This is a genomic window from Candidatus Defluviilinea gracilis, assembly GCA_016716235.1.
In the GTDB taxonomy this organism is placed as follows: Bacteria; Chloroflexota; Anaerolineae; order Anaerolineales; family Villigracilaceae; genus Defluviilinea; species Defluviilinea gracilis.
On sequence record JADJWS010000001.1, the window covers coordinates 243,098 to 268,836 of the forward strand.

The 25,739-nt window shown below is 50.3% G+C and carries 25 protein-coding genes; 13 read left to right on the forward strand and 12 right to left on the reverse strand.

Features of this window, described 5'->3' with window-relative positions; all coding sequences use genetic code 11:
• Positions 1 to 29: 29 nt before the first annotated feature.
• The 10 genes from IPM31_01180 to lon all read right to left on the reverse strand — a co-directional run bounded on the left by IPM31_01180 (position 30) and on the right by lon (position 12,823).
• Entirely contained in the window at positions 30 to 422 is a 393-nt protein-coding gene (locus tag IPM31_01180; protein MBK9005581.1) for a hypothetical protein, read from the reverse strand.
• Positions 423 to 449: 27 nt separating this feature from the next.
• A complete protein-coding gene (locus IPM31_01185) occupies positions 450 to 1,184 on the reverse strand; it encodes a hypothetical protein (protein ID MBK9005582.1) in 735 nt (244 codons plus the stop codon).
• Between the two features lie 72 nt (positions 1,185 to 1,256).
• The gene (locus tag IPM31_01190) at positions 1,257 to 1,751 is read right to left on the reverse strand and encodes a hypothetical protein (GenBank protein MBK9005583.1); all 495 of its coding nucleotides are present in this window, start codon (positions 1,749 to 1,751) and stop codon (positions 1,257 to 1,259) included.
• A 382-nt stretch (positions 1,752 to 2,133) separates the two neighbouring features.
• A complete protein-coding gene (locus IPM31_01195) occupies positions 2,134 to 2,766 on the reverse strand; it encodes a hypothetical protein (protein MBK9005584.1) in 633 nt (210 codons plus the stop codon).
• 128 nt (positions 2,767 to 2,894) lie between these two features.
• On the reverse strand, positions 2,895 to 3,953 hold the full coding sequence (locus IPM31_01200; protein ID MBK9005585.1) for a hypothetical protein: 1,059 nt from the start codon (positions 3,951 to 3,953) through the stop codon (positions 2,895 to 2,897).
• A gap of 9 nt (positions 3,954 to 3,962) precedes the next feature.
• Positions 3,963 to 7,703 (reverse strand): Ig-like domain repeat protein, encoded by a 3,741-nt coding sequence (locus tag IPM31_01205; GenBank protein ID MBK9005586.1) that lies wholly within the window; start codon positions 7,701 to 7,703, stop codon positions 3,963 to 3,965.
• Between the two features lie 203 nt (positions 7,704 to 7,906).
• On the reverse strand, positions 7,907 to 8,293 hold the full coding sequence (locus IPM31_01210; protein ID MBK9005587.1) for a group II truncated hemoglobin: 387 nt from the start codon (positions 8,291 to 8,293) through the stop codon (positions 7,907 to 7,909).
• Between the two features lie 9 nt (positions 8,294 to 8,302).
• Positions 8,303 to 9,409, reverse strand: coding sequence for an aminopeptidase P family protein (locus IPM31_01215; GenBank protein MBK9005588.1), 1,107 nt, complete (start codon positions 9,407 to 9,409; stop codon positions 8,303 to 8,305).
• A 366-nt stretch (positions 9,410 to 9,775) separates the two neighbouring features.
• The gene (locus IPM31_01220; GenBank protein ID MBK9005589.1) at positions 9,776 to 10,354 is read right to left on the reverse strand and encodes an SDR family oxidoreductase; all 579 of its coding nucleotides are present in this window, start codon (positions 10,352 to 10,354) and stop codon (positions 9,776 to 9,778) included.
• A 99-nt stretch (positions 10,355 to 10,453) separates the two neighbouring features.
• Positions 10,454 to 12,823, reverse strand: a complete 2,370-nt coding sequence (gene lon, locus IPM31_01225) for an endopeptidase La (protein MBK9005590.1) — start codon at positions 12,821 to 12,823, stop codon at positions 10,454 to 10,456.
• Between the two features lie 507 nt (positions 12,824 to 13,330).
• On the opposite strand from lon, the gene IPM31_01230 reads away from it, so the two are divergent.
• The 4 genes from IPM31_01230 to IPM31_01245 all read left to right on the forward strand — a co-directional run bounded on the left by IPM31_01230 (position 13,331) and on the right by IPM31_01245 (position 16,005).
• On the forward strand, positions 13,331 to 13,981 hold the full coding sequence (locus tag IPM31_01230) for a response regulator transcription factor (protein MBK9005591.1): 651 nt from the start codon (positions 13,331 to 13,333) through the stop codon (positions 13,979 to 13,981).
• Positions 13,982 to 14,118: 137 nt separating this feature from the next.
• Positions 14,119 to 14,553, forward strand: a complete 435-nt coding sequence (locus IPM31_01235; protein MBK9005592.1) for a DUF2690 domain-containing protein — start codon at positions 14,119 to 14,121, stop codon at positions 14,551 to 14,553.
• A 10-nt stretch (positions 14,554 to 14,563) separates the two neighbouring features.
• A complete protein-coding gene (locus IPM31_01240; GenBank protein MBK9005593.1) occupies positions 14,564 to 15,247 on the forward strand; it encodes a hypothetical protein in 684 nt (227 codons plus the stop codon).
• 95 nt (positions 15,248 to 15,342) lie between these two features.
• A complete protein-coding gene (locus IPM31_01245) occupies positions 15,343 to 16,005 on the forward strand; it encodes a hypothetical protein (GenBank protein MBK9005594.1) in 663 nt (220 codons plus the stop codon).
• A gap of 225 nt (positions 16,006 to 16,230) precedes the next feature.
• Here the strand turns inward: IPM31_01245 and IPM31_01250 are convergent, their stop codons facing one another.
• Entirely contained in the window at positions 16,231 to 17,634 is a 1,404-nt protein-coding gene (locus IPM31_01250) for a bifunctional folylpolyglutamate synthase/dihydrofolate synthase (GenBank protein MBK9005595.1), read from the reverse strand.
• A 252-nt stretch (positions 17,635 to 17,886) separates the two neighbouring features.
• Here IPM31_01250 and IPM31_01255 point away from each other — a divergent pair, with 252 nt between their 5' ends.
• From IPM31_01255 to IPM31_01295, 9 genes are all read left to right on the forward strand, one after another.
• On the forward strand, positions 17,887 to 18,153 hold the full coding sequence (locus tag IPM31_01255) for a type II toxin-antitoxin system Phd/YefM family antitoxin (GenBank protein ID MBK9005596.1): 267 nt from the start codon (positions 17,887 to 17,889) through the stop codon (positions 18,151 to 18,153).
• A 3-nt stretch (positions 18,154 to 18,156) separates the two neighbouring features.
• Positions 18,157 to 18,594 (forward strand): putative toxin-antitoxin system toxin component, PIN family, encoded by a 438-nt coding sequence (locus tag IPM31_01260; protein ID MBK9005597.1) that lies wholly within the window; start codon positions 18,157 to 18,159, stop codon positions 18,592 to 18,594.
• On the forward strand, positions 18,591 to 18,872 hold the full coding sequence (locus IPM31_01265; GenBank protein ID MBK9005598.1) for a DUF503 domain-containing protein: 282 nt from the start codon (positions 18,591 to 18,593) through the stop codon (positions 18,870 to 18,872). Before IPM31_01260 ends, IPM31_01265 begins: the two co-directional genes overlap by 4 nt.
• 74 nt (positions 18,873 to 18,946) lie before the next feature.
• On the forward strand, positions 18,947 to 19,738 hold the full coding sequence (locus IPM31_01270) for an SDR family oxidoreductase (protein MBK9005599.1): 792 nt from the start codon (positions 18,947 to 18,949) through the stop codon (positions 19,736 to 19,738).
• Positions 19,738 to 20,223: a hypothetical protein gene (locus tag IPM31_01275; protein ID MBK9005600.1), complete on the forward strand. Its 486-nt coding sequence runs from the start codon at positions 19,738 to 19,740 to the stop codon at positions 20,221 to 20,223. The genes IPM31_01270 and IPM31_01275 overlap by 1 nt, the downstream gene beginning before the upstream one ends.
• Position 20,224: 1 nt before the next feature.
• Positions 20,225 to 20,602, forward strand: coding sequence for a hypothetical protein (locus IPM31_01280; GenBank protein MBK9005601.1), 378 nt, complete (start codon positions 20,225 to 20,227; stop codon positions 20,600 to 20,602).
• The gene (locus IPM31_01285; protein ID MBK9005602.1) at positions 20,595 to 22,094 is read left to right on the forward strand and encodes a murein biosynthesis integral membrane protein MurJ; all 1,500 of its coding nucleotides are present in this window, start codon (positions 20,595 to 20,597) and stop codon (positions 22,092 to 22,094) included. The genes IPM31_01280 and IPM31_01285 overlap by 8 nt, the downstream gene beginning before the upstream one ends.
• Positions 22,095 to 22,230: 136 nt before the next feature.
• Complete coding sequence (locus IPM31_01290; GenBank protein MBK9005603.1) at positions 22,231 to 23,262, forward strand: hypothetical protein; 1,032 nt, start codon at positions 22,231 to 22,233, stop codon at positions 23,260 to 23,262.
• Complete coding sequence (locus tag IPM31_01295) at positions 23,259 to 23,768, forward strand: CopD family protein (protein MBK9005604.1); 510 nt, start codon at positions 23,259 to 23,261, stop codon at positions 23,766 to 23,768. Before IPM31_01290 ends, IPM31_01295 begins: the two co-directional genes overlap by 4 nt.
• A 589-nt stretch (positions 23,769 to 24,357) precedes the next feature.
• Here IPM31_01295 and rimO read toward each other — a convergent pair.
• Positions 24,358 to 25,704 carry a 30S ribosomal protein S12 methylthiotransferase RimO gene (gene rimO / locus IPM31_01300; protein MBK9005605.1) on the reverse strand — a complete coding sequence of 449 codons (1,347 nt, stop codon included), beginning with the start codon at positions 25,702 to 25,704 and terminating at the stop codon, positions 24,358 to 24,360.
• Between the last annotated feature and the right edge of the window lie 35 nt (positions 25,705 to 25,739).

Below are 25,739 nucleotides of genomic sequence, written 5' to 3' on the forward strand. Positions count from 1 at the left end.
GGTGGCTTCGCTTGTCGTCAATTCTGCAATCAGTGGCTTGTTTTTATCATCTGTCCCCAAGTTCTTTGGACGAGAACGCCCACACCTATCCCAGCCAACAGACCAATCAAGATACCGGCGATGAGTTTGATGAGTTCATTGGAGGTTTGTGTGATTACAATTTGTCCAAGATACCTGCCAGCCAAGCCCGCGAGCGCCATTGCAAGGAGAATACCGAATACTTCAAGAGCAATCTTGCGCACCAACTCGCCACTCGTGAGATTGCCTCGCTTGTACAACTCCCTTTGCTTCTTGATAATAGGCAGAATGACTACGCCGAAACTTAGCAGGAGTAGAGACATGCCAAGAACTGGCATGGCGGATGGAAAGAACCACATCAAGATAACCAAAATCACCAAAAGTAATAAACCAACAAGCTTCATCTCGTCTCCTTTCGCTTATTTTTAACATTATGGTATAGGTGTCGCAACAAAAATTGAATAGTTAGTCGAAAGACCATTGTAAGGCGTCAAATATTTCAAGGCCAAATCTGCATCGCCATATTCTTCTTTTAGTATATTTCTATAATCCTCAGGCTTGAAATACGCCAATGAAACTATGGAAAATTCAGACTTGCAAGGCGAACCGTCGACATTCGACAGTGTTGTTCCCTGATAGCAACCTACAGTTATCCCGATATTGGGATAATAGAAGTGAATAGATTTTTTCCAATAGTCCGGATGAATTGTTGGGCTTGAAACTAAAATCACTCCATCTGGTTCTCCAAAAACATCAAGAACCTGACCCATTATCAACATGTCGTTTATGTAAATGCGGTCAACCACATCATCGTCATCCTCTTCAAATATAAACGATATTATTGGGGGAGAACCATTAGGATGATAACGATATGATTCATCAATGAACCTAATCTTGATAAACTGATAACCTGATAAGTATTCCCCTTCTTCAATTTGAATCTGGCTTGAATCTGCCGGGAACGTATCAAGCACATTTCGTATTTCCTGCCTTGTGGAAACACCTGTTTGCAGTCCATTCCAGCAGGGATTCTCGCACCCAGTTTGGTCAAATTCTGCAGGGGAAGCTGGAATTTCTTCAGACCAGAAAAGAATTCCGCAAGATAATCCACCGCAAAGTAACAAGCCAAAACTAAGAATCAACAACTTTTGCTTATATATTCGCATTTTAGTTCTCCTACTTATCTGTCAAAAAATCCCAGCAAATGATCTATGATAAGAATCAAGTTGTTTCTTTGCTTATTCACAATCTGGTATCCACTCCAAACAGCCAGTTTTCTCAAACTGCTTGAACGCATCCAAAGGATTAACCCAATTTGGTTCATTGATGCCAAATTCCCGAATGTATTTCAAGAAATCCTCCTCGCTGGCAAATCCTACCTCGATCTTCTGATCGGGTACAATAACTATCCAATGCCACATCGGATCAGTAGGGAATATTTGTGGATTGGTTGGAGCAAAGATCATGATCGCGTCATGATGCACGGCTATTTTTTCTATGCTTCGAATGCGAGTTACGGGAGGATTCTCAAGTAGGTCCATTTGCCAACCTACGGATGTGCCTTCATCCGTTACTACCCTGTATGGCTTGATCAACGGCACGACCAAAAACTTTCCTTCTCCGGAATCCTCGTAGAACGGGTCGCTCTGCCGATGTTTTTTTTGAGACAAACCTCTGCAACTCAGTGTAGAGATCAGCAGGATAAGCAGGGCAAAAATTGGTGCGTATTTCATGATCTTGTTTTCCTTGAAATAGAATGATAAAACGATTTATCTGTCATTTGACCAGTGAGCTTGTACTTGCATTTCATTATTACCCCCAAGGATATCGTGATATAGAAAGCCCAATATTTTCGTGACAGCATTGTATGCGCTGCTTCTATCCTTGGACGGCTCCAAGTCGAGCTCATCCTCAAGAGCATAATCAATATGGGAAGGAATCGGTTCATCTTGAAAGAATTCACTAACCCTCCCGTTTTCAGGTCTAGCAAAAGTCCATTCCAATCAATGATTCTTTTTTCGATTTCGCCACCATCGCCAAAGAGGCTTCCCTATCCAAGAACCTACAATCCCAGCCAACCAAAGTATCCATAGATTTGGTAAATGCTCCATAGTGTTACTCCTGATTTGACGATTTCCAAGGGCGGCGTTCCCAGGCTTGATACGCCATTGAAATAGTTCCCCAAACAAAGAAAAAATGAAAAACCAACCCCATGAGGGAATACCCTATTGTGCCGCCATGCCTTTCTGCAACGCCGGATAGAAAGGCTCCAAAAATACCTGCTATTGGCGCAAGCGATAGCACAGACATGGCAATAACTCTGCCGAGACAGGATCGAGGCGCGAAGATTTCTGTATGAAGGGTTTCGGAAAGTTTCTCGTTGAGAAGTGGCAACATTGCCGCAAGCACGTACATTGCTCCCAATGGAGCAATAACCTTCCATGAGGGAAAACTTGCGTATACAAGATTGAGGCAAGCTACACCGATCACCGCTGGCATTATAGTTATTGAAATTAAGTACCTCGATATCCAAGACATCAATTTGTTTTCATCGTAGATGCGATATGCGATGCCAGACATAAAAAAAATAGCGCTACATCCTAGCGCGATATACATAGAAAAATAATTGAAGATTATTTTTCTATCTCCCGTTGGTGTGACTCCTGCCAGTGATACAGTGACTGCCAACACAATTACTCCCACAAATATATATTTTATTACTTCTGCCGATTTCTTCTGTTTATTCATAGGTTACGGCTCCGGTGTTTGATTAGGGATACCCTGGGTGTGTTGGTTGGCGATGACGGCATAGGAGTTGTTAATGCGCGCTCAGGAGTTTACTGACCCATGTTGTTGCATACAGAAATATGTCGAATTTAGGGTATAGAAATTAAACGCCAATCCATCATGTAAAGAGTCACTCTTTCTGGCAGACCTAACATTTGATTGTTCAAGAGAATTTTGCTTTCGCCCGTTGATAAGTCGAGCAGATTTATGACGCCAAGCGCGTTTATATTGTCAATTGCTACTTCATTTGATATCGGAGACCATAGAAAAGTTCCAGATGTGTATTGAACCGGCCAGATAACATCTGTTTTCCCGGTCTCCGTATTACTAACACAAAACAAAGATTTTTCCTCCCGGTAGCCATAATAACCAATGAATTTACCATCAGGCGACCAACGCACGTCACCACCAAATTGCGTATTACAATCTTTCGGGTCAATTAGCAAGCGAGTGTTCGTTAGTCCATCTTTTGAAATATTACCAATCCATAATTCTGCGTTTGCTGGATAATTTGCTTGTACGGGGTATGTAAGTTTCGTGCCATCAGGCGAGAATCGGTAGGAGGAGCCACTAAGGAAAATAGGGAGCCCGCTATAATTCGATAATTCTTGAATTAGTTTTTGTGTGCCGTCTAAAGTGACAAGATAAACGTTTTTATTTTGCGTTAGCCAATAAGAACCCTCAGGTGATGTTAATAATGCGCCTCCCGAAGGGGAGATTTCTGTAACCACGCCAGACTGAAGGTCAATGCTATAAAGTGAACTATTCCCATATTTGATTCTAGATTCAACTAAAACAATTCTGTCTGTTAGCCAAACAGCATCAGGGAAACCATTATTCAATTGAGGATGTTCAACAGCATCAAGAATCTTTATTGGGTTATCACCATCATACCTACTAACCCAAAGCCCTTCCTCATTCTTGTATAGAAGTTGTTTACCAGATGGTGACCAGCCATAGGCAAATTGCGCTTTTGGGATCAGTGAAATCTTATTCCTATCTATATCATAGATAAACGCTTTAGACGATCCATTGATAAGAATTTGTGATGTGCGACTGTCCGCGGGAGATTGTTTATAAAACATCGCAAAAACAATTATTAATGAGCCCAACAAGAGTAGGATAAATAAAAACTTTTTGTTTTTCATAGTAATACCTTATTTGCAATCATGATGAGTTCCATCGTTAAAGTAATATTGAGTACTATATTGTCCGTACTCTATATATACTGGAGTCCCCTCATCCATAGGAAGCGATACACCTGTTGGTGTCGCACAGTATGATGTAACGCTAAAGGCTATCTCTGGATGACCTTCGAAAGGTAATACTGGCAGATTGTTGGGCCAAACCAAAAGCCCTGTTGACGGATCGTAAGCGGGAGATTCCATAAGCATAGTGGCTACCTGTAAAGTTTGATCCCAATTGGTTTCTATCGCATCAGAGTTTTGGTGAGGGTAGGGCGCATTAAAAGCATTAAACGCTGGTTCTTGCCCGCTTTGGCCGTCTTCAGTTTCATAGTCGTAAGGCTGAGAAATGACGTATAAAATCAGGCTCTGATATTGTTCTAACGACAGACTTTCTACTCTTATTCCTCTGTTCCGAAGAATGGAATTAATGCGGTTTATCGCCACCTGCATTACGTTTGCAGAGGTAAGAGCATTAATACTCGATCCACCTTCGCCATATAGAGTGTGAGCCAGCATAACTGATGGAGAATCATTTGGCGATAGGCATACTGATTTTATTCCATCTTTCTCCGACTCAATACAATAACCCTGCCAATAGTTTACATATTCTGCAGGTGTTCTGTAAGAGATTGAGGGAATTATGTATTCTATACCGGCATTGATAATACATATCACCTTGTTGGGATCTGTGTTGGGGACATAATAAATTTGATTATTTGGATTAGCGTCGCTATTATTGGCTTCAACAAACTCATCCACAGTTATTCCATATCGCACAGCGATATTTATACACACATCATTTGGTTGTACAACATATACTGCTGGTGGTAACGTAAACGGTATGGGTGTAGTTGTTGCCGTCGGTGGAACTGTTGGTGGGATAGGCACGGGTGTCTCGGTAGATGGGCAGAGTGTTGGCGTGGTCGTTGGTACAGACGGCACATTTCCCGTTCCACATGCGGAGAGAAGCATGCCGAGTAGCAACAACCCAACCACGATGCCGTGAAATCGCTTTTTCTTTCCGGTGGTGAGAACACCTGCCACCGGCAAGGCGCCAATACCTGCCAGATTGAAAAGCGAGACAGCGGGCGGAGTGAAGATTGGTTGTCCCAAACAATTGAGATAATAGGTTGTTCCTGCAATTGCGGCAAGGGTCACTGTTCCTGCGGTTGCCCAAGCCGCTGTGGGATGAGTTTGAAACAGGCTAAAGAGACTCGCCCAGCCATTTTGAACTGTCTCCATCGCCATGTTAGCGTTGTTCTTTACGGTATCAACTACAGGCTTGATGTATGGTTGATAGATATGTTCATTAATCCACTTCGCCGATTCCTTGACAACCTCTTTGATCTTTTCCGCCGCTGGTTTGATATAAGGTTGATAGACTCTTTCGTCAAGAACAATTACGACAGGTTCAACGATTTTGTCCTGCACAAAGGTTGTGACAGTGTTCCATGTTTTTTGAATTGGCTCAACAATATTCTCCTGCGCGAAGTCTACTGCCTTGTCCCACCAGTTGGTTTGTGCTTCCTGCTCACCCTGTCTCATCGCGGCATAATAGGCGGCATAGCCTGCCTGCAACTCTTCGGCTTTCCGCTTCTCCTCTGCCGCTTTTTGTGACGCTTGCCAATGGGCTTCCTCTTCTTTCTCAAAGCGCGTCATCTTGTTCGCCATATGTTCGTTCTGCGCGTCCCGCCTCATCTGCTCCGCTTCCAAATTGGACGCATACGCTCCGGCGTTGAAGACGCCATCTCTGGTCGCATCCTTGATCGCCTTGCTTCTGGCCGCCGCATCCATTTCCTTGCCATGCTTCGTTTTATATTCCCGATTCGCCTCATAGATCGCCGCGCCGTTGGCGTCCCATATCTTTTGTAATTCTTTGCGTTGTTTAGCGAGTTCCTTCTCTTGGCGGGTCAACGATGGCTCTTCATCTCGACTGGCGCGGGCTTTGACTTGCTCCGCTTCATCTCGACTGGCTCGATGCAACGCTTTGCGCTTCTTCTTTTCTTCCAACGCGGTAGCCGTTGCCCAGCCAATGAGCGCGGCGGCGGTTGCGCCCCACAGGATGTTTGAGTTGGATGAGGTGGAAGCAGAGGCTGTACCCGTAGCCAGCAATAGGGAATTTTGAGTAACTTCTTTGGGGTCTGTGGTTAATCCACCAAAACTTGTTTGCGGCGGCGTTGTTAATGATGAGTTTGCGATAGGCAACTCATCCTCATCGAACAATTCCTGTGGTGGAAGGAGTGGTTCCTGATTGTTTGTAATCGTAGGCTGGAGCAAAGAGAACACTGCGGGTTGGGGAACAATCACCCTGCCCAATCCGAAACGCTCATTGCCTGCTTGGTCTTTAGCTTTGATCCACACCAGATATTCGCCGGGCGGAGCAACCGTGCCATCCCTGAACTTTCCATTCCATGTGATCTCACCTTTAAACTTGTCCCCTGAAACTTCTTCATCCCACGTGACTTTTTTGTATTTCTCGTCTTCATCTTCAATCACGATACGCAATGCCGCAAGTCCGCTGCCATCATCCTGAATGTTGTACCCAATAGTCTTGTTCACTTCCCATGAAGAAAGAAGGTCAATCGCGGGGGCTGTAGTGTCTACATAAAATTCCTGAATAGGAGTTTCAGTCTGATTCCCCGCATTATCGGTCGCTTTGAACTGGATCGTGTGATAGCCGTCCGTAAAAGAGACAGGAGAGGTGTACGCCTGATAAAGCCCGCTATCGGCGGAAACTTCGAGTGAAGCAATGCCCGAAGTGAGATCGCTGGCGCTGGCTGTGACTTGCATGTTGGAACTATACCACCCGTTGCCTCCCATCGCGCCGTTTACATTCAGGCTGATGGAAGGTGTGACCGTGTCTACCGAAATGGTGGTTGATGAGTTGGAGACATTCCCTGCATTGTCTACGGCGTGCACATCAACGGCATACACTCCATCATTAAGGGTGGTCGAGGCTGTCCATGCTCCGCCATTGACCGACAACAAGACACTGGATAATCCTGATGTGGAGTCTGAACCAATGGCAGTAACCGTTGTAGAAGAAACATACCAGGTATTCGTCCCGTTTGAGCCGATGACATCCAGACCCACATTCGGCGACATTGCATCCACTTTGGCGGAGAGACTTCCCATCTCGGAACTGTCGCCATACGATGATAACGCCCAAAAGGTGAGATCATTGTTGCCTTCGCTCAAAGGCACATCGCACGAAGAACCCGAACAGGCAAATGTTTGTCCGTTCAACGAGCCTTCAACCGCGAGAATGTTGTAACCCGCTAAAGGCTCGCTTCCATTCAGGGTAAGCGTAGGCAAAGTGTTACACCAGCCATTGTTCGAGTTGCAATTTTGCAGGGAACTGCTAATGGCCGCAGGAGGTAAGTTGATTGTCTTTTCTACGACTTCTGATATGGTGCCGAGTTTGTACGAATAGGTGGCATCGCCGCAAGCGCTACCCGGCTTGCGTTTCCACTCGCAGACGATACAATCGTCCGCCTTATTTCCTTTTTTATCAAGGCAATATGGAGCCTTATTATTGTCCCGCGCCCACACACCATAATCATACGTGTCCACTTCGCTCGTGGTAGTTGTGCGATCTGGTCCAAGATAATCTGCCAAGACAGGTGTGACAATTCCTAAAATCAGAACTGTTATAACAAAATACAAGAGCGATTTGCGTTTGATATGGATAAGATCAGATTTGCCTTGCATGGTTTTCCTGCCAATCAATGATGATGACTTCTAATGAAGCCGCAGGAGCATACAGGCGAATAGTGATGTAGGAGTTTACAGGCTTGTTTGGAATGGATTACAAATGCGAAAGGCTGTCTGACAGATTTTTATCTCGAAACCTGCCGCCAAAAGCAATCTCCCTCAACGGTGAAGAGAGTGCTTCTCGAAGACTCTCAACGACATCAGCGGTTCCTCAAAAACTTCGTCGCGTCTGAAAAGTGACCTTTGAGATAATCGCGCACGGCGGGTTCTATGTCCATTTCATCCAACGCTTTGTGCATGCACCATTCCCATTGACTACTTTCCGTCTCGCCGATGGAGAATGGCGCGTGACGCATTCGTAAAGCAGGATGACCACGCGATTCGATATAGAGTTGCGGTCCGCCCGACCAGCCAGTGAGGAACATGAAAAGTTTTTCGCGCGATTGTTTCAAACTCTTCGGATGAATGGCGCGGATGTCCGCGGCTTCAGGCGCGGAATCCATCAAGTCGTAGAAGCGGTCAACGAGTTTGCGGACGCCCGTCTCGCCGCCGAGGAGTTCGTAGAGGGAGTGTTCGGAGTCGATCATTAGAAAGAACTACCCCACCACCCGCATCTCCCTCGGCATATCGGACAACACGTCCGCGCCCGAGTCGGTGATGACAACATTGTCCTCGATGCGTACGCCGTTTCGTCCAGCCAGATAAATCCCAGGCTCAACCGTGAACGCCATGCCGGGTTCGAGCAATTGCATATTGTCGCCGCGCATGTAGGGGTCTTCGTGTCCCTCCATGCCAATGCCGTGACCGGTGCGATGCGTGAAATATTTTCCGTAGCCAGATTGTTCGATCACGTCGCGCGCGGCTTTGTCCACATTTGCGCATGGGACGCCCGGCTTCGAGGCGGCGCGACCAGCCGCGTTCGCCTCCTGAGCGATCTTGTGGATTTTTTCGTACTCGGCATCCACCTCACCCACTGCAAACGTGCGCGTGAGGTCGGAGATATACCCATCGCGCGCCGCGCCCCAATCCACCACAAGCAAATCGCCCGCTTGTAATTTTCTTTCCGTCGGCGAGGCGTGCGGATTTGCCGAGTTCGGTCCCGCTGAAACGATGGGACTGAATGGCATTTCAGGATCGGAACCATGCTTGAACAATTGCATCATCAACTCTGCCGCCACCTCTTTTTCGCTCATGCCAATTTTGATGAACGGAATCGTCGCCTCAAGCGCGGACTGGGCGATCTGCACCGCGCGGCGCATGGCTTCCACTTCCGTTCGATCTTTTCGTAAGCGGAGTTGGGATAGCGCATCGCCCGCGTCGGGGAAGTCCGCTTCGGGGGCGGCGTTCTTCACATAATTGAATTCCAGCAGACGCAATTGCCGCGACTCAACGCCAACCCGCTTCCCATCGAGATCGAGAGCCTGCGCCGCCTTGCGGAACGCCACATCCCATTCGGCTGGGTTTTCGGGATACGAAAACACTTGCAGTTTGTATGGAAGATTTGCCACCTTTTGCAATTCCAATTCAGGGAGGACAAGCGCGGGGATTTGGTCTTTTGCAAAAAACAAAACGACGGGACGCTCCATCAAGTGGAAGTTCAGCCCGGTGAGATACTTGAGGGTTGGACCCGGATTCAGGATCACTGAATCAAGTCCACCCGTCGAAAGCGAAGCGTTGAGTTTGTCCAAGCGTGATTGAGTCATGTGAGTCTCCTTAAGCATGTTATCGCGTTGAGCGGAGCGTAGCGCAGTCGAAACGCAGGGATGGCGTGTACGTGTGTCCTTCGACTGCGGGACTTCGACGTACACTCAGTCCCTCCGCTCAGGATGAAAAGTTAATCCAAATTATGATTCTTCTTCGAGAAGAAATACGTGATCCAATCCACTGCGACGGGGAAGAGCGTGTCGAACGTGGTGATGATGCGAAACCACCACGGGATAACCAGCGTGCGGCGCGGACGTTTGGCAACTTCGACAACGCGCCGAGCGACATATTCAGAAGTGAGATGCGGATACTTGATGTGCCTGATCGTTTTGCGCGCTTGCGTGCGTTCGAGTTTATCGCCGAACTCAGTGACGGCGGGAACCGGGATAAATGCCCGAAACTTTGATGCCGAGGTGACTCACTTCGCGGCGAAGCGCGTCGGTGAACGCGCGCGCGCCGAATTTGCTGGCGGCATACGATGTGATCGTGGGCGCGGCAATAAGACCAGCGACAGACACCATGTTGATGACGTGACCTTCGCCGCGTTCGAGCATGTGCGGAAGGACGGCGCGCGTGACGAGCATCGTGCCGATGAGGTTGACGCGGATCAGCGTTTCGATGTCGCGTTCGGGTTTGAGATTCTCGAACCAGTTGACCGCGCCATAGCCCGCGTTGTTGAAAAGGATGTCAATGTTGCGATAGAGATCGAGCGCGGTCTGCACCATCACTTCGATCTCGGCGCGTTCTGAAACATCTACAGGAATGGCAAGCGCTTCGCCGCCTTTGCTTTGAATCTCAGCCGCGAGCGTTTGCAATCTATCGAGCCTGCGCGCGGTGAGGATGACTTTGCATCCTTCTGCGGCAAAAAGTTTCGCGGCGTCTTCGCCGAATCCAGAGGATGCGCCCGTGATGAGGACGACTTTGTTTTTGAGTGAATTTGACATAATTTTTTTAAACACAAAGGACACAAAGTACACGAAGAAAAACTACGGAAAGGCTATTCGCTCGTCACGTGTCCAACCTTAGTGTCCTTTGTGTTAAATTTACTCGCTCTCTTCTTGCGTTTCTTCCTTATTCTGCTTCTTCGGTCGCGGCGGTTCGATGACCGCATCTTTGCCGAGCGCGATCTGCAAGACATCATCCATGTGCTTGACTGGGATGATCTTCAATTCTGATTTCGCGGTCTTCGGAAGTTCGGTTAGGTCTTTGAGATTCTTTTCAGGTAGAATAACGGTCTTCAATCCCGCGCGATGCGCGGCAAGCACTTTTTCGCGCACGCCACCGATGGGAAGGATTCGTCCGCGTAAAGTGATCTCGCCCGTCATGCCGACGTGTTTGAACACGGGACGACCCGTGAGCGCGGAGATGATCGCGGTCGCCATCGTAATTCCAGCAGACGGTCCGTCTTTCGGAATTGCGCCTTCGGGCATGTGGACGTGAATATCCATGCGCTCGAAGACTTCGAGATCAATTTTCAATTCTGCGGCGCGTGATTTGATGTACGTCAGCGCGGCTTGACCCGACTCTTGCATCACGTCGCCCATCTGACCCGTCATTTGCAATCCGCCTTTGCCCTCGAGAACCGCGACCTCGACGGGCATGATCTCGCCGCCGTTTTCCGTCCACGCGAGGGATGTGACCACGCCCACTTCATCCGTGCGTTCGGCTTCGGGCTGGAAGACTTGTTGCGGACCGAGATACTTTTCTATCGAATCGGCTTTGACGGTTGACTCGAACTTCTTCCCCTCCGCTTTCATACGCGCCACCTTGCGACAAATCTTGCCAAGTTCGCGTTCCAAATTGCGGACGCCCGCTTCATACGTGTACTCGCGGATAATCTTCCGCACTGCGTCGGCTTCAAACGTGAGGCTGAGTTCCTCCACGCCATTCTCTTCCACCTGACGAGGGATCAAGTAGCGGTTCGCAATTTCAAGTTTCTCTTCTTCGATGTAGCCAGGGAACTCGATCACTTCCATGCGATCCAACAACGGAGACGGAATACTTCCCAGCGAATTCGCCGTTGTGACAAACATGACCTTCGAAAGATCAAACGGCAATTCCAAATAATGATCGCTGAACGTGTTGTTCTGTTCGGGGTCGAGCACTTCGAGCATCGCCGAAGCGGGGTCGCCGCGGAAATCGGAGTACAACTTGTCAATCTCATCCAGCATGAACAGCGGATTCGACGTCCCCGCCCGTTTCATGGTTTGGATGATTCGCCCAGGCAACGCGCCGATGTAAGTGCGGCGATGTCCGCGAATCTCGGCTTCATCGCGCACGCCGCCAAGCGATACGCGCGCAAATTTTCTTCCAAGCGCTTCGGCAATCGAACGTCCGAGTGATGTTTTTCCAACTCCAGGCGGACCAACGAAACACAGGATCGGCTGGCGTTCTTTCTTCGGCTTCAACGAACGGACGGCGATGTATTCCAGAATCCGTTCTTTGGCTTTCTTGAGTCCGTAGTGATCGCGCTCCAACGTTTTGCCCGCGTTCTTCACGTCGAGATTATCGGGCGAGAAATTCGACCACGGCAGTTCGAGAATCCAATCAATGTACGTGCGGATGATTCCCACTTCGGGCGCCATCGGCGGCATTTGGTTCAGGCGTTCGAGTTCCTTCATTGCGACCAACTTCGCCTCATCGGGAAGATTCGCCACATCAAGTCGCTTCTTCAAGTCGTTCGCGTCGCGCGTGAAGATGTCGCCTTCGCCCAACTCGTTTTGAATCTGACGCATCTGCTCGCGCAGATAAAACTCGCGCTGACTTTTATCCACTTCGCTTTGCACCTTCGAGTGGATTTCGTCTTCGAGCTCCAACACGTCCACTTCTTGCGCCAAAATTTTATTCAGTGCTTGCAATCGTCCACGCACATCGAGCAACATCAACAGGCTTTGCTTCGCTTCGTAATTCAACGACAGCGACGTGGCGAGCATGTCCGCAAGCCAGCCAGGTTCGGAAATATTCATCGCGAACAAATGCGCTTCTTCGGGAATCGAACGATCCAACTGCACACAACGATCGAAGAGGTCCAAAGCCGAACGCATGAGCGCGCTCGTTTGGCGGTCGGCAGTTTGAGGTTCCGCAATGACGCGGGCTCGCACTTTCAAATAGGGCACACTGCGCACGAACTCCACAACTTCCACGCGGCGGCGTCCCTGCACAAGCGCGGAGTGCGAGCCGTCTGGCATGGCGAGCAAACGCCCCACTGCCATCTCCACGCCAACGGGCAGAAAATCTTCGACGCTGGGGTTGTCAATGTCCGCGTCGCGTTGCGTCAGCCCGATCACGGTCTGCCCTTTGCGCTGCGCCTCCTCCACCGCGAGCAACGACGATTCGCGCCCGATAAAAATCGGCGAGACCATGCGCGGGAACACGACCAGATCGCGCAACGGCAACACCGCGGCTTCGATCATGCCATCGGCATCCGCCTCGCGATTCGCAATGCGATACAACTCCTCCGTGCGTTGAGAGAGGGTCAGATCAAAATTTTCTTCTTCGGTCCAATCTTTTGGGTGACTCATTCGTCCTCTTCATCACATCCCTAAATCCCTGACGAATGAGGAACAAAGGGGTAATGAGTTTCGTTGGCTAACTTTAAGAACAATTCGTAATTACAAGGTATTTTATCCTGTATCACAAAAATCTGTTTATGAATTTAGGGTGTCCCGTAATCAACGGGAAAGAGCCTCACCACGAAGGACACAAAGTCTTGCGTTGAGTTCGTCGAAGCGACACAAAGGGGGGAAAAGAGCCTAGATTCCTTGTGTTTTTCCTTTGTGACCGTCGTGTCCTTTGTGTTTGAAAAATGGTTTCCCGTTTAAAACGGTAGAGCCTGAATTTACATCTTATATCAGTCTTGGCGAAAAAAAAAAACATCGGATACAATTCAGTCGCACAAATACATATGGAGGAGTAACAGCGTGAAATCCCATAACACACAAATAACCATACTTATCGCGGATGATCACCCCTTGGCGCGCGCCGGCATTCGAACTTTGCTTTCACAAGCAAAGGATATGGAAATCATTGGGGAAGCACAGGACGGATATGAAGCGCAGATACTTGTAACAAAACTCCGCCCGCAAGTCTTAATCCTTGATTTGAAAATGCCCGGGTTGCGCGCTTCAGAACTTGAAAAGTGGGTGCGGGAAAAATACCCCGAAATCATTACCCTGGTTTTAACAGCACACGACCGAGATTCCTACCTAGCCGCGATGATGGACGCAGGCGCCGCCGGGTACTTAAGCAAGGAAGAATCCGAAGAACGATTAATTGGCGCAATCCGCCGCGCCGTAAACGGAGAAATAATTTTTGATAAGGCGCAACGCGATAGGGCAAAACGATGGCGCAATGATGTAGGAAGTAAAATTGATCAATTGACTCCTCGCGAATTTGAAGTTCTCCAATTTCTCGCAAAAGGCATGGATAACAAAGAAATCGGGAAATCTCTTGAGATCAGCGCAAAAACGGTCGCGTATCATATCACTCGTATCATAGCAAAATTACAAGTGAAATCGAGACAAGAAGCCACGGTTTGGGCGTTGCAACATTTGTCTGACAACCTCGAATAATTCCCAAGGTCAGACCTCGAAATATTCCCAGTGACAAATAAGAAGAGGGGTATAAAATCGTCTTGTAGCATAATCAACATCCGACAGAAGCATGATCTAATCGCCAAAACTCAGTATCCAACTTGAAGGAGATCATAATGTATCGAAAGATTCTTTTTGTGATGATCGTTCTCGCACTGTTAGCGCACCCCACGCGGAACGCGCTAGCCCTTTGTAGCGGAAGCGGTTGCAACGGTACTGACCCAGCAACTACAGGTTGTTCAGCTGATGGAGTAACGGTTCGGCAAAAATGGCCCTATGGGAATCCAGGCCCTATCAAAGTTGAACTAAGAAGATCAGATACTTGTGTTACTTTCTGGGCACGCACGTGGAACTATTCAGCTTTTTACTACTACAATAATGCGACTTTGAAAAATTACTATTGGGAGCAAAGATGGTCTCCACCCAACGACTCCACGTATTCAGATCAACAATCTGGAAATAGCGGCTTTCAAGCGTGCGGCGATTATTCTACATCACCCATAACCTGGCCTGTCAACAGCCCTAGCTGGAAATGCACATCTACTTATTAAAGGAGTTAGCATGTTTAAGCAACAAAAAACTACCACAACTATATGGTTAATTGCATTGGTTGCAATTGCTGGACTGATTTTCCAAATCACAGAAGCATCGGCGCGAGAGAATATGAGGTACTTCACCCAGCCAGACTTTGAGACATTAAATCTTGCAAACCAAGCGAATCAGGTAACGGTAAGCGACATAACATTCCGACTGATTGCGGCTCATCAGAGCGGCGAAAATTATCAAGTGGATCTATGCTTTACTTTGCCAGATAGCCGAGACTGGCTCATTGCAAATCGTGGCGACGAAGTAATACTCAGCATAACTGACGAGATCTTCTTTCCTGTTGAGGAGGGAACGATTAATTGGATACCATCACCTGATGGCAGGAAGATAGAGCGTTGTGAATACTTACTTTTCCCCGTTGTCGTTGACAAAGATGCGCAAGATGTTAAATTGACCCTTCGGCAAATCTCAGTATCCCCGCCCGAGATGCTGGATTGTCCAGCAATTCAAAACAAACTGGACGAAGCAAATAGCGGTATAAAGATTAGGTGTAATGTCGGCAATGGGCAGTCAGGCATTGATATTCTTGCAAAACCTTCTAGCATGACGGAACTGGCCGCGCGAAATATAGCGTACGAGGTTATCGCAGATGCGCGTCTTGGACCTTGGGAATTTGAAATCAAAGGCTCCACACCATAGAGTCGCCTGGCTACTGCTACTACAGATATCAATAATATACGGCACGCAAGGAAATTGTGCGCTTCCCTTGCGTGCCGTAGCCATTAGGAATAGCAATGCAAAAAAACTTATCTAAGATTCGAATTAGTCGTTTATTCGGACTTCTACTGCCTTTTCTTATCGGTCTCTTAATCGGCTCTACGTTGAGTACCTACTCATTGCAAGAAACTCCATCCAATGCATATCCAAGCATTCATGCTAACGGGCTCAATATGGAACTAACGAGGTCTCAACCCGAGGGGATAAATTATCGCCTTGAAATTTGTTATGATCTTCCAGATGCAAGCGATTGGATGTTGACCAGCCCTAATAACCCCGAATCTACCTATATACAATTCGACGAGTATCAGATTTCCCCAATCGAAGAAGGAACCATAAGATGGTTATATTCCAGCGAAGGTGAGGTAACCGGTCGTTGCCAGTATCTAATTTTTGTGCGTCCCGATCCTACATTTCGGGAGATCACGTTAGTAATAAACAGTATATTCTTGTACGAAATAGATTATTCTGATTGTGAAATATTGCGCCTCCAAATGGCTGAAAAACACCAATTTATTGGGTTCGAGTGCATGGAAGTAACAGGAATAAAAAATATAGCCCTGGTTCGGACGCCGATAGAATACTTTGGCGATAGAACCTTGAGAAATACTTTCAGAGATTTGATGACCAGGCAACATAATGGGCCTTGGAGTTTCACGTTTTTAATTGACTCTCCCTAGTATTACAGCGCGAGGTCACGCTCAAAGCCGCCGTCCCCAGCGGCGTTTTGCGCCGGCTCCCTGCGCCGGGGACGGCGTAGGGAGCCGCTTTGCGTTGTAATACTAGCGACATAAACAACAACTGCAACATGAGCGATCCTGAAGCGCCTCATATGGTTATTGACGCCGTTCATACACAGGTGGAGTAAATGCAATCCCAGCGTAGAAATCATACCATCTTGTGTTTTATTTCTTCCATGCTCTCATCACTTCCGCCGTAACAAACATGCTTCCAGCGGACAACACAATGCTGCCATCTTTTGCGGATAACTCCAACGCCCGCCTCAACGCAGACTCAACGGGACTCACCGCTTCATATGGGACCTCAGCCTGCCTCGCCAACTCGACGATTCTCTCCTCCTCCAGCGCCCGCGGATGGTCGGCGCGCGTGACGATGAGTCGCTGAATCTTCGGTTTCATCGCGGCGAACATCCCAGGGATATTTTTATCCTCCGACGCGCCGAAGATGAGATAGGCTTTCTTGTCTGGAAAGTAAGTGTCAAGCGTCTCGCGCAATTTCACAAACGAATCTTCGTTGTGCGCCGAATCAAAGATCACAGGCGGCTCTCTTCTTGCAATTTCAAACCGCGCTCTCCACTTAACTTGCGCAAATCCTTTTTGAATCGCCTCGTCTGAAACATCCAGCCCGCTGACCTTGAGCGCGGCGTACGCGGTGGCGGCGTTTTCGAGTTGATGGCTTCCGAGTAAAGGCAGTTGAAGGTCGAAGGTTGAAAGTCGAAGGTCGTCAACGATGCGTAGTGATTGTCCATCCAATGAGGAAGCAATGGATTCAAACTCCGGAACGCGGACTTCAGTCCGCTTATTAGAAGAACTGAAAGTCCGCTCATTAGGCGGACTAAAAGTCCGCGCTCCGATATTCGGATAGACTTTTATATCTTTCCCAACCAAAGTGAAACTCGAATCCTCCAGTCTGGCTACGCGCTCCAAAATCTCGAGGGCTTCATCCTTTTGAGAGGAGGAAACCACAGGCACGCCGCGCTTGATGATGCCCGCCTTCTCCCCCGCGATTTTTGCCAGCGTATCTCCAAGCACAGCCATATGATCATACGACAGCGACGTGATGACCGAAACTTTCGGCATGACGATATTCGTCGCGTCGAGCCGCCCGCCCAAGCCGACCTCGATCACCGCCGCGTTGCATCCCTGCTTTGCGAACGCGAGAAAACCAAGCGCAGTTGTAATTTCAAAAGTCGTCAACTTCGGAATTTTCGCAACGGCTGGCTTGATCTCCTCCACCAACTCAACCAACAACTCGCGTGAGATTGGCTCGCCATCCGCTTGAATCCGCTCGCAGAAATCCAACAAATGCGGAGATGTGTACAACCCAACTTTATATCCCGCCGCCTTCAACGCCGACGCGCACAACGCGCACACCGATCCCTTCCCCTTCGTCCCTGCCACGTGAATGATGGGATACATGTTCTGCGGGTTGCCGAGTTCTTCCATCAACGCGTACATGCGGTCAAGGTTAAACTCCGCCTTGGCAAGTTCAGAGGAATGTTTCAGGCTATAATCCACGAACGAGTAGAGATAGTCGAGGGCTTTGTTGTATTCGGCTTCGATGTCCATGCGAGGGATTGTAAGGTGTAATTAGTAAATCGTAAATAAGTACACAGGTAGACACATACACAAGAAAAAAGATGGCGTGTTTACCTGTTTACGTGTGGACCTGTATACTTTACCCATGCTCGCCACCCTCGCCATTCACCTCCATCTCCCCGCCTGCGCCTCCCCCAAACAAAAGCGCGCTTGACAGCAACGACATAAAAGACGATAATGCTCATTGTGTACACAATGAGATTATGCGATTTGGAGGCTGAAATGACCATTTTTATCGGCGCAAGAGACCTTCGGCAGAAGTTTGCTGAAATTCTCGGCAAAGTTGGTTTTGGAGGCGATGTGGCTGTTGTGGAAAAGTCGGGCAAACCTATGGCGGCGATCATCCCCATCGAGATGTACCAGAAACTGGTGGCAGAACGCGAAGCGCGCTTCCAGATCGTGGATAAGATTCGCAATCAACAGGCAGAGCGCCCTGTGAGCGAAATCGAAGAGGATGTTGCCGCGGCAATCAAACGCGCCAGGGAGTAACCTATGCTGCGGGTGGTTATAGATACCAACATCCTCATTAGCGCGTTGCTTTCAAAGAAAGCCGCTCCAGCAAAGATCATGGATGCCTGGCGGGAGAGGAAATTCATCGTTATCACCAGCGAATCGGCAATTTATAAAGCGGAACGAGTGATGGCGGAGCTTGCCTCTTCAGATAAGTATTCCATCTCAAACGAAGACATACAATCCATGTCGAATCTGCTTCGCGAAGACGCGCTTTTGGTTTCTGGTCAAGCAGATGCGCAAGGCACCGTTCCCCAAGACCCCGACGATGAAAAATTTATCGCCATTGCCTTGGAAGGCGAAGCAACTGTCATCGTCAGCGGCGACCATCATTTATTGGATTTGGGCATGCACGAAAATATTTCAATTCAAACGGCTCGTCAATTTCTTGACTCGCTTCACTCCGAAACTTCGGCATGATCGCCACCCTCACGATTCACCTCCACCTCCCCGCCTGCGCCTCCCTCAAACAAAAGCGCGGATGGATCAAGCCGCTCATCTCGCGCTTGCACCGCGAGTTCAATGTTTCCGTCGCGGAAATGGACTTGCAGGATAAATGGGATGAGGCGGTCATCGTCTGCGCGATGGTGGGGAATGATGTTGCATTTTTACAGTCCGCGTTGGGGAATGTGGCAAAATGGGTGGAAGCGAATTGGACGGATGGGGATGTGTGGGACGCGAAGATCGAAATGCTTTAAACACAAAGGACACAAAGTACACTAAGGTTTTCCTTTATGACCGTCGTATCCTTTGTGTTTAGAAAAGGAGTCTTATGGATTTAGGCTTGAAAAACAAACGCGCATTCGTGGCAAGTTCCTCACGCGGACTTGGGTATGCCACCGCGTTACTCCTCGCGAAAGAAGGTTGCCGCGTGGCGGTAAACAGCCGCGAGGAGGCAAATGCAAAACGCGCGGCGGAAACGATTAGCAAAGAAACGGGCGCGCAAGTGATCGGTTTGACTGGCGATGTGAGTCTGCCCGCTGTGCCTGAGAAGTTGATCCAGCAAACCGTGGATGCCTTTGGCGGACTCGACATCCTCATCACCAACGCGGGCGGACCGAAATCGGGTTCGATCGATTCGCTCGATGATGCCGCGTGGCAAAAAGGGATTGACCTGTGCCTAATGAGTCATGTGAGATTGATCAAAGCCGCGTTGCCGCATTTGCGAAAATCCGATTCGGCGAGCGTGTTGACGGTCACTTCGTATTCGGTCAAACAACCGATCCCGAATTTGCTCATCTCGAACAGCGTCCGCGCGGCGACGGCGGGACTGACCAAGTCGCTGGCGTTGGAACTGGGCAAGGAGGGAATCCGTTTAAACTCCATTCTGCCAGGCTGGACGGAGACGGAACGAGTCGAAGAGTTGATGAAGGCTCGAGGAGAGAAGAACCAGACCTCCCCGTCGGATGAGAAGCGTATGCAAGTTGAATCCACCGCGCTCGGCAGGATGGCGCGTCCCGAAGAGTTTGCCAACGCCGCCGTCTTCCTCGTCTCGCCCGCCGCGTCATACATCACGGGTGTTTTGCTGAACGTGGACGGCGGCATCATCCAGGGCACGTTTTGATGAAAAGATATTTATTGATCATCGTACTCTTCCTTGCCAGTTGCGCGCCTCAAGCGACTCCCGCGCCGACATCGCCGCCATTCACAGCCAGCGATGCGCAGGTATTGCTGACCCAGTTCTTCGACCTGTTGAACGCAAAGCAATATGCCAAAGCCGATCTTTTCTTCGGCGGCGAGTATGAGCAATTGCAGGTTTTCAATGCGTCGGCAGACCCCGAAGATCATGCCGCGCTGTGGAGTTGGGCTTGTGAGAACGCGGGATTACAATGCCTAACCGTTCGCACAGCCACGCTACAGAACTCTGATGGCGGCGCTTTCACCTTTCTGGTGGAATTCAACAACCCAGACGGAACGCTGTTCGTGTTGGGTCCGTGTTGCGGCGCGGAGGAAACCGAGATGCCGCCCGTTTCGCAATTCGAATATCGCGTATCGCGCGGAAGCGACGGGCAATTCCGCGTGATGGAGTTGCCTCCCTACGTTCCATAACATGATCCGTTTACCCAACCGCTTCCTGCTTTTCATGGCGTGCGTCGCCTATCTCGTTTCGACCTACCTGGTGTTATACGCCAGCGCATCCGACGTTCCCGTTCCACGGTGGGTTGGGTATCTCGACGTAGGCGTTGTGTTGCTCATCCTATTTCTCAGTTTTACGATCTTCTGGAAAGGCAAAGATAATCCTCGATTTCTACCAGCCTATCTCGCCGCGCTCAACATCGTGCCGTTGATATTCCTGGGGATGTGGGTCTATCGCGACTCGCTTGATTTCAACATCCTGCTCCCCGGGCTGGCGTGGCGGACATTTCTCTTTTTGCATACCCTGCCGTATGCGTTGAACGTGTGGAAACCCGAGAAGCCGAATGAATAAATTTTCCTTTTTAGCGCGCACCTCCATTTTGATCGCCACCTTCTTCGGCGTGGATAAAATCCTCGCCTTCGCGCGCGTGGGCATCATCTCACGCATTTACACAGACGAAGTCGGCATGCTGGACGTATTCAACTCCGCCAACAACGTGCCCGATGTGTTATTTGCGCTCATCTCGGGCGGCGCGCTTTCGATGGCGTTCATCCCCTTGATGAGCGACTATCTCACCACGAAAGGACGCGAAGCCGCATGGGACCTGTTCTCGCGCGTTGCCAATCTCGCGTTTCTTGTCACAGGCGCGGTGGCGGCGTTGGTCTTTATTTTCGCGCAACAACTTGTGGATCACGTGATCGTACCGGGATTCACCGCAGAGCAGCGCCTGCTCGTGGCAGACATCATGCGCTTGAACCTCGTCAGCACGATCATCTTTTCGATCAGCGGGTTGGTGATGGCAAGCCTGCAAGCCAACCAGCATTTCCTCCTGCCCGCGCTCGCGCCCACCATGTACAACATCGGTCAAATTTTCGGGGCGATCATGTTTGTGCCGCGCTTCGGCATTCAAGGTCTCGTGTACGGAGTCATCCTCGGCGCGGCGTTGCACCTCGCAGTGCAAGTCCCCGCGTTGCACAAATTTGGTTTCAAATGGACTCCTGTGCTTGACCTGCGTCACACCGGCTTGCTCGAAGCGCTCAAACTGCTCGGTCCGCGTTTGCTCACCATGGGAGGCATTCAACTCATCGTCATCGCCCGAGACTATCTCGCCTCGTTGACCGGGCAGGAGGGCGCGGTCACCTCGCTCGCCTTCGGTTGGATGATCATGCAAGTGCCGGAGACTCTGCTGGGGACGGCGATCGCCACCGCCATGCTCCCCACACTTTCAGAATTCGCTTCACGCGACAAGTGGCATGAGTTCCGCCTGGCGATCGAACGCGCCCTTCGAGTTTTGATCGCCCTCACCATCCCCATTGCGGCGGTGATGGCGGCGGGGATCAATCCGCTTGTCCGCGCCGCATTCGGCTTCGAAGCGGAAATGTCCGCGCTGATCACGTGGACGACGCGCGCCTACCTCATCACGTTGACAGGCTATTCGATCCACGAGATCGCGGCGCGTTCGTTCTATGCGCGCAAGGAGCCGATCTTCCCGCTATACGCGGTCGTTTTGAGGCTCGGGCTATTCATCGGCATCGGTTCTCTTGGCATCACGATGTTCAAACCTATCGGAGCCCCGGTCATTGCCTTTGCGGAGATCGCCCTGCTCATCGAATCCATCTTCCTCTTCATCTGGCTCAGCAAGCGGATGCATGAACCCATCGTGGTGTGGAGCGCGGTCATCAAAGGTTTGGTCGCGGCGGTCATCGGCGGGACGACAGCCTACCTGCTGGCGGTTTACATCCCCGGCTCGGCGGTACTGACCGCGCTGCTTGGTATGACCATCGGCGGACTCGTCTGCCTGCCCATCATCTGGTCGGAAATTAAATTGTTGTTAAAACTCTAAAATCAAGGCTGATATAATCTTCTGTCGTGTAGGGGACGTTCTCCCCTGGCACCGCCCGCCAGGGCAGGTGTAACGTCCCGTTGGCGTGAGAGAACGCCAACTACACCCCCAAAAATGAAAAGAGAAAAAATTTCAAATGTCTGAAGATCTTGGAAGCACACAACCAAACATCAAAGTTACAAAACCCGGTCGCGGCAAACGATTCCTGTTCAACGCGCTGGGCGTGATCGTTCTCCTTGCCATTGCCATATTTAGCGGGTTTCGTTCCGGCATCGGCACACGCCAGGGGTATCAAGCCTCGGTGATGAGCGAACAACTCAGCGAGCAATTCACCTTTGCGCTGGTGGACATTCAATTCGGACGATACGAAAACGCCAAACAGCGCCTCGAGTGGATCATCCAGCACGACCCATCCTTTCCCGACGCGCAACAGCAATTGACCAACGTGTTGGTGTTGATGAACCAGCCAACGCCCACGCCGACCCCCTCGCTCACGCCCACGCCAGATTTCAGCGGCGCGGAGGAAGCCTACGCGCGCGCGCAACAACTCATCGCGGCGCAAGATTGGCCCAGCGCCATCGGTGCGCTCGATGAAATGCGCAAACTCGATCCAACCTATCAAACCTCCCTCGTAGACGGCATGTACTACTTCGCCCTGCGCAACTACGGCGTGAACCTCATCAATTCGGGGAATCTCGAAGGCGGCATTTATCAGATCGCGCTGGCGGAACGATTCGGAACCATCGACCGCGACGCCAGCGGATTGCGCGAAGGCGCGCGCATCTACCTCATCGGCGCGTCGTTCTGGGAATTGGATTGGCAACAAGCCGTCTTTTACTTCGACCAGGTGTATCGCGGCTGGGCGGGTCTGTGGGATGGCACCATGTACGCCACCACCCGCTATCAATTTGCCTCCATGCGCTACGGAGACGAACTGCTTGCCAAAGGCGATTACTGCGGCGCGTATACCCAATACACCAACGCGCAGGGAGTCGGCGCGCTCGATAGCGCCGCTCAAAAAGGACTTAACGAAGCCACAGAAGCCTGCTACCCTGCCACCGCCACACCCGAGCCTTTGATACCCACCGAAACCCCAACCACCGGCGGACCGCCGCCCGCCGATACGCCAACCGAAACGCCGACTGAAACGCCAATCCCATCACCATGACGCCTCCCCCCAACTGGGCGATCGTAATCACCTATTGGCTTCATTTTATTGCCACGGTCATGTGGGTGGGCAACCTTTCAGCCATCGCGTTCCTCCTCCTGCCCGCCATGAAGCGCGCGCTTGAAACGAACGCGCAACTCGCGTTGATCGAAGCCATTCAAAAACGATTCGAACCCCTCGCATGGTTCAGCCTCAGTTTGCTGGTTCTCACCGGCTTATTCCAAATGAGCGTCAACCCGCACTACGATGGCTTTCTATCCACCAGCACGCAATGGTCGCTGGCAATCCTCGCCAAACATCTTCTTGGCATGTTCGTGATCGTCGCCACCGCCATCCAAACCTGGGACGTTACCCCCGCCCTGCACCGCGCCCTCGTCAAATCGAAAAAAACAGACAATTCACAAGAACTGGAATCCCTGCGCCGCCGCGAGACGAGGCTCATTCAAATCAACCTCGTTTTGGGGATACTCCTCCTCGCCGCGACGGCTGTCGCAAGAGCTGCATAGTGGTTGGGATGTCCTGAGAAAGCATTTTTTCAACACGCAAAACAGCCCGCCCCTCTCTCAGGGGCGGGCTGTTTCTGTTATTCTGCAATTTGATTCACTCGTGGGGCAATTCGTACCGCAAAGTTCACTTTGCGATTGCGCATCGAAAGAAAGCAAACACGCAAGATCAATCTTGCGGTACGGCTTACCCTCGAATCCACTCGTGGACATTTCGTACCGCAAAGTTCACTTTGCGATCGCGCATCGAAAGAAAGCAAACACGCAAGATCAATCTTGCGGTACGGTTTACAACCAAATCCACTCGTGGACATTTCGTGCCGCAAAGTTCACTTTGCGATCGCGCATCGAAAGAAAGCAAACAGGCAAGATCAATCTTGCGGTGCGGCTTACAACCAAATCCACTCGTGGGACATTTCGTGCCGCAAAGTTCACTTTGCGATCGCGCATCGAAAGAAAGCAAACACGCAAGATCAATCTTGCGGTACGGTTTACAACCAAATCCACTCGTGGACATTTCGTGCCGCAAAGTTCACTTTGCGATCGCGCATCGAAAGAAAGCAAACAGGCAAGATCAATCTTGCGGTACGGCTTACAACCGAATCAACTCCTGCGCAGGGACTCCGGTCAAGTCATACGCCATCGCGCCGGTAATCTTGACCGGCACGATCTCGCCGATCTTCGCCTCGCCTTCGATGAACACCAACCCGTCGATCTCCGGCGCGTCGCGGTACGAGCGCCCAATGGTAATTCCTTTATCGCGCCCCTCCACCAACACATCCAACGTTTTGCCAACATACGATTGGTTGACCTGCATCGAAATGCCCTGTTGCAGTTCCATCAACTGTTCATAGCGCGCTTGCTTCACTTCGGCGGGAATTGGGTCGCCAAGCGGCTCACTCGTGGTCCCGGGCTCGAACGAGAATTGGAACGTTCCCACGCGGTCGAAGCGGATCTCTTTCACGAAATCAACCAACGCCTGATATTCCTCGTCGGTTTCGCCGGGATACCCAACGATAAACGTCGTGCGAATGGCGAGGTTTGAAATGCGAGAACGCATCTTGTCAAGCGTGCGATGCACCCAGTCAATGTTCGAGGGTCTTCGCATTCGGTATAACGTCTTCGGATGCGCGTGTTGAAGCGGCATATCGAGGTACGGAAGGACTTGTTTGCTAGAAGCCATCACGTCGATCAAGCGATCCGTTACATAGCCGGGATACGCATACATGATGCGGAGCCAATCCATGTCGGGAACTTTCGTTGTGAGTTCCTCCAGCAAAACCGCCAAGCCATCTTTCATCCCCAAGTCGTGACCGTAATCTGTAGTATCTTGCGCGATCAGGATCAACTCGCGCACACCGGCATCCCGCAGACGCCTCGCTTCATCGACGATCAAATTCACAGGGCGCGAGACAGCCGTCCCTTTGATGAGCGGAATCGCGCAGAACGCGCACGGGCGGCGGCATCCATCCGCAACTTTCACGTACGCGCTCGCGCCTGCCACCGAGGCGCGTAACGCATCCTGTTCATCTGTGCCAACGGTTTTGGCTTCGGGCAAATGATAGATCGGTTCGGGGTGAGGAGTCTTGCGGAGTTCGCGCACCACTTGAACAATATCCATCCAACGGCGCGTGCCGAGAACACCATCAATGCCGGGGACTTTTTCGGCAACTTCAGAGCCGTACCGTTGAGTGAGACATCCCGCCGCGATAAGGATTTGATTCTTTTTCTTGCCGTCGGCAAGTTCGCGCAAGACATCCAGCGACTCCTGCTTTGCGGGCCCGATGAAGCCGCATGTATTCACGATCAACACATGGGCGTGAGAAGGATTGTCCACCGCATGATAGCCATCGCGGACGAGAAGTTGCGCCATCGAATCCGAGTCGACGGTATTTTTGGCGCAACCAAGTGAAACGAGGTGAAAGGTGTTTTTAGACAAGACAATTTTCCTTATGCAAAACGAGATAAACCTCG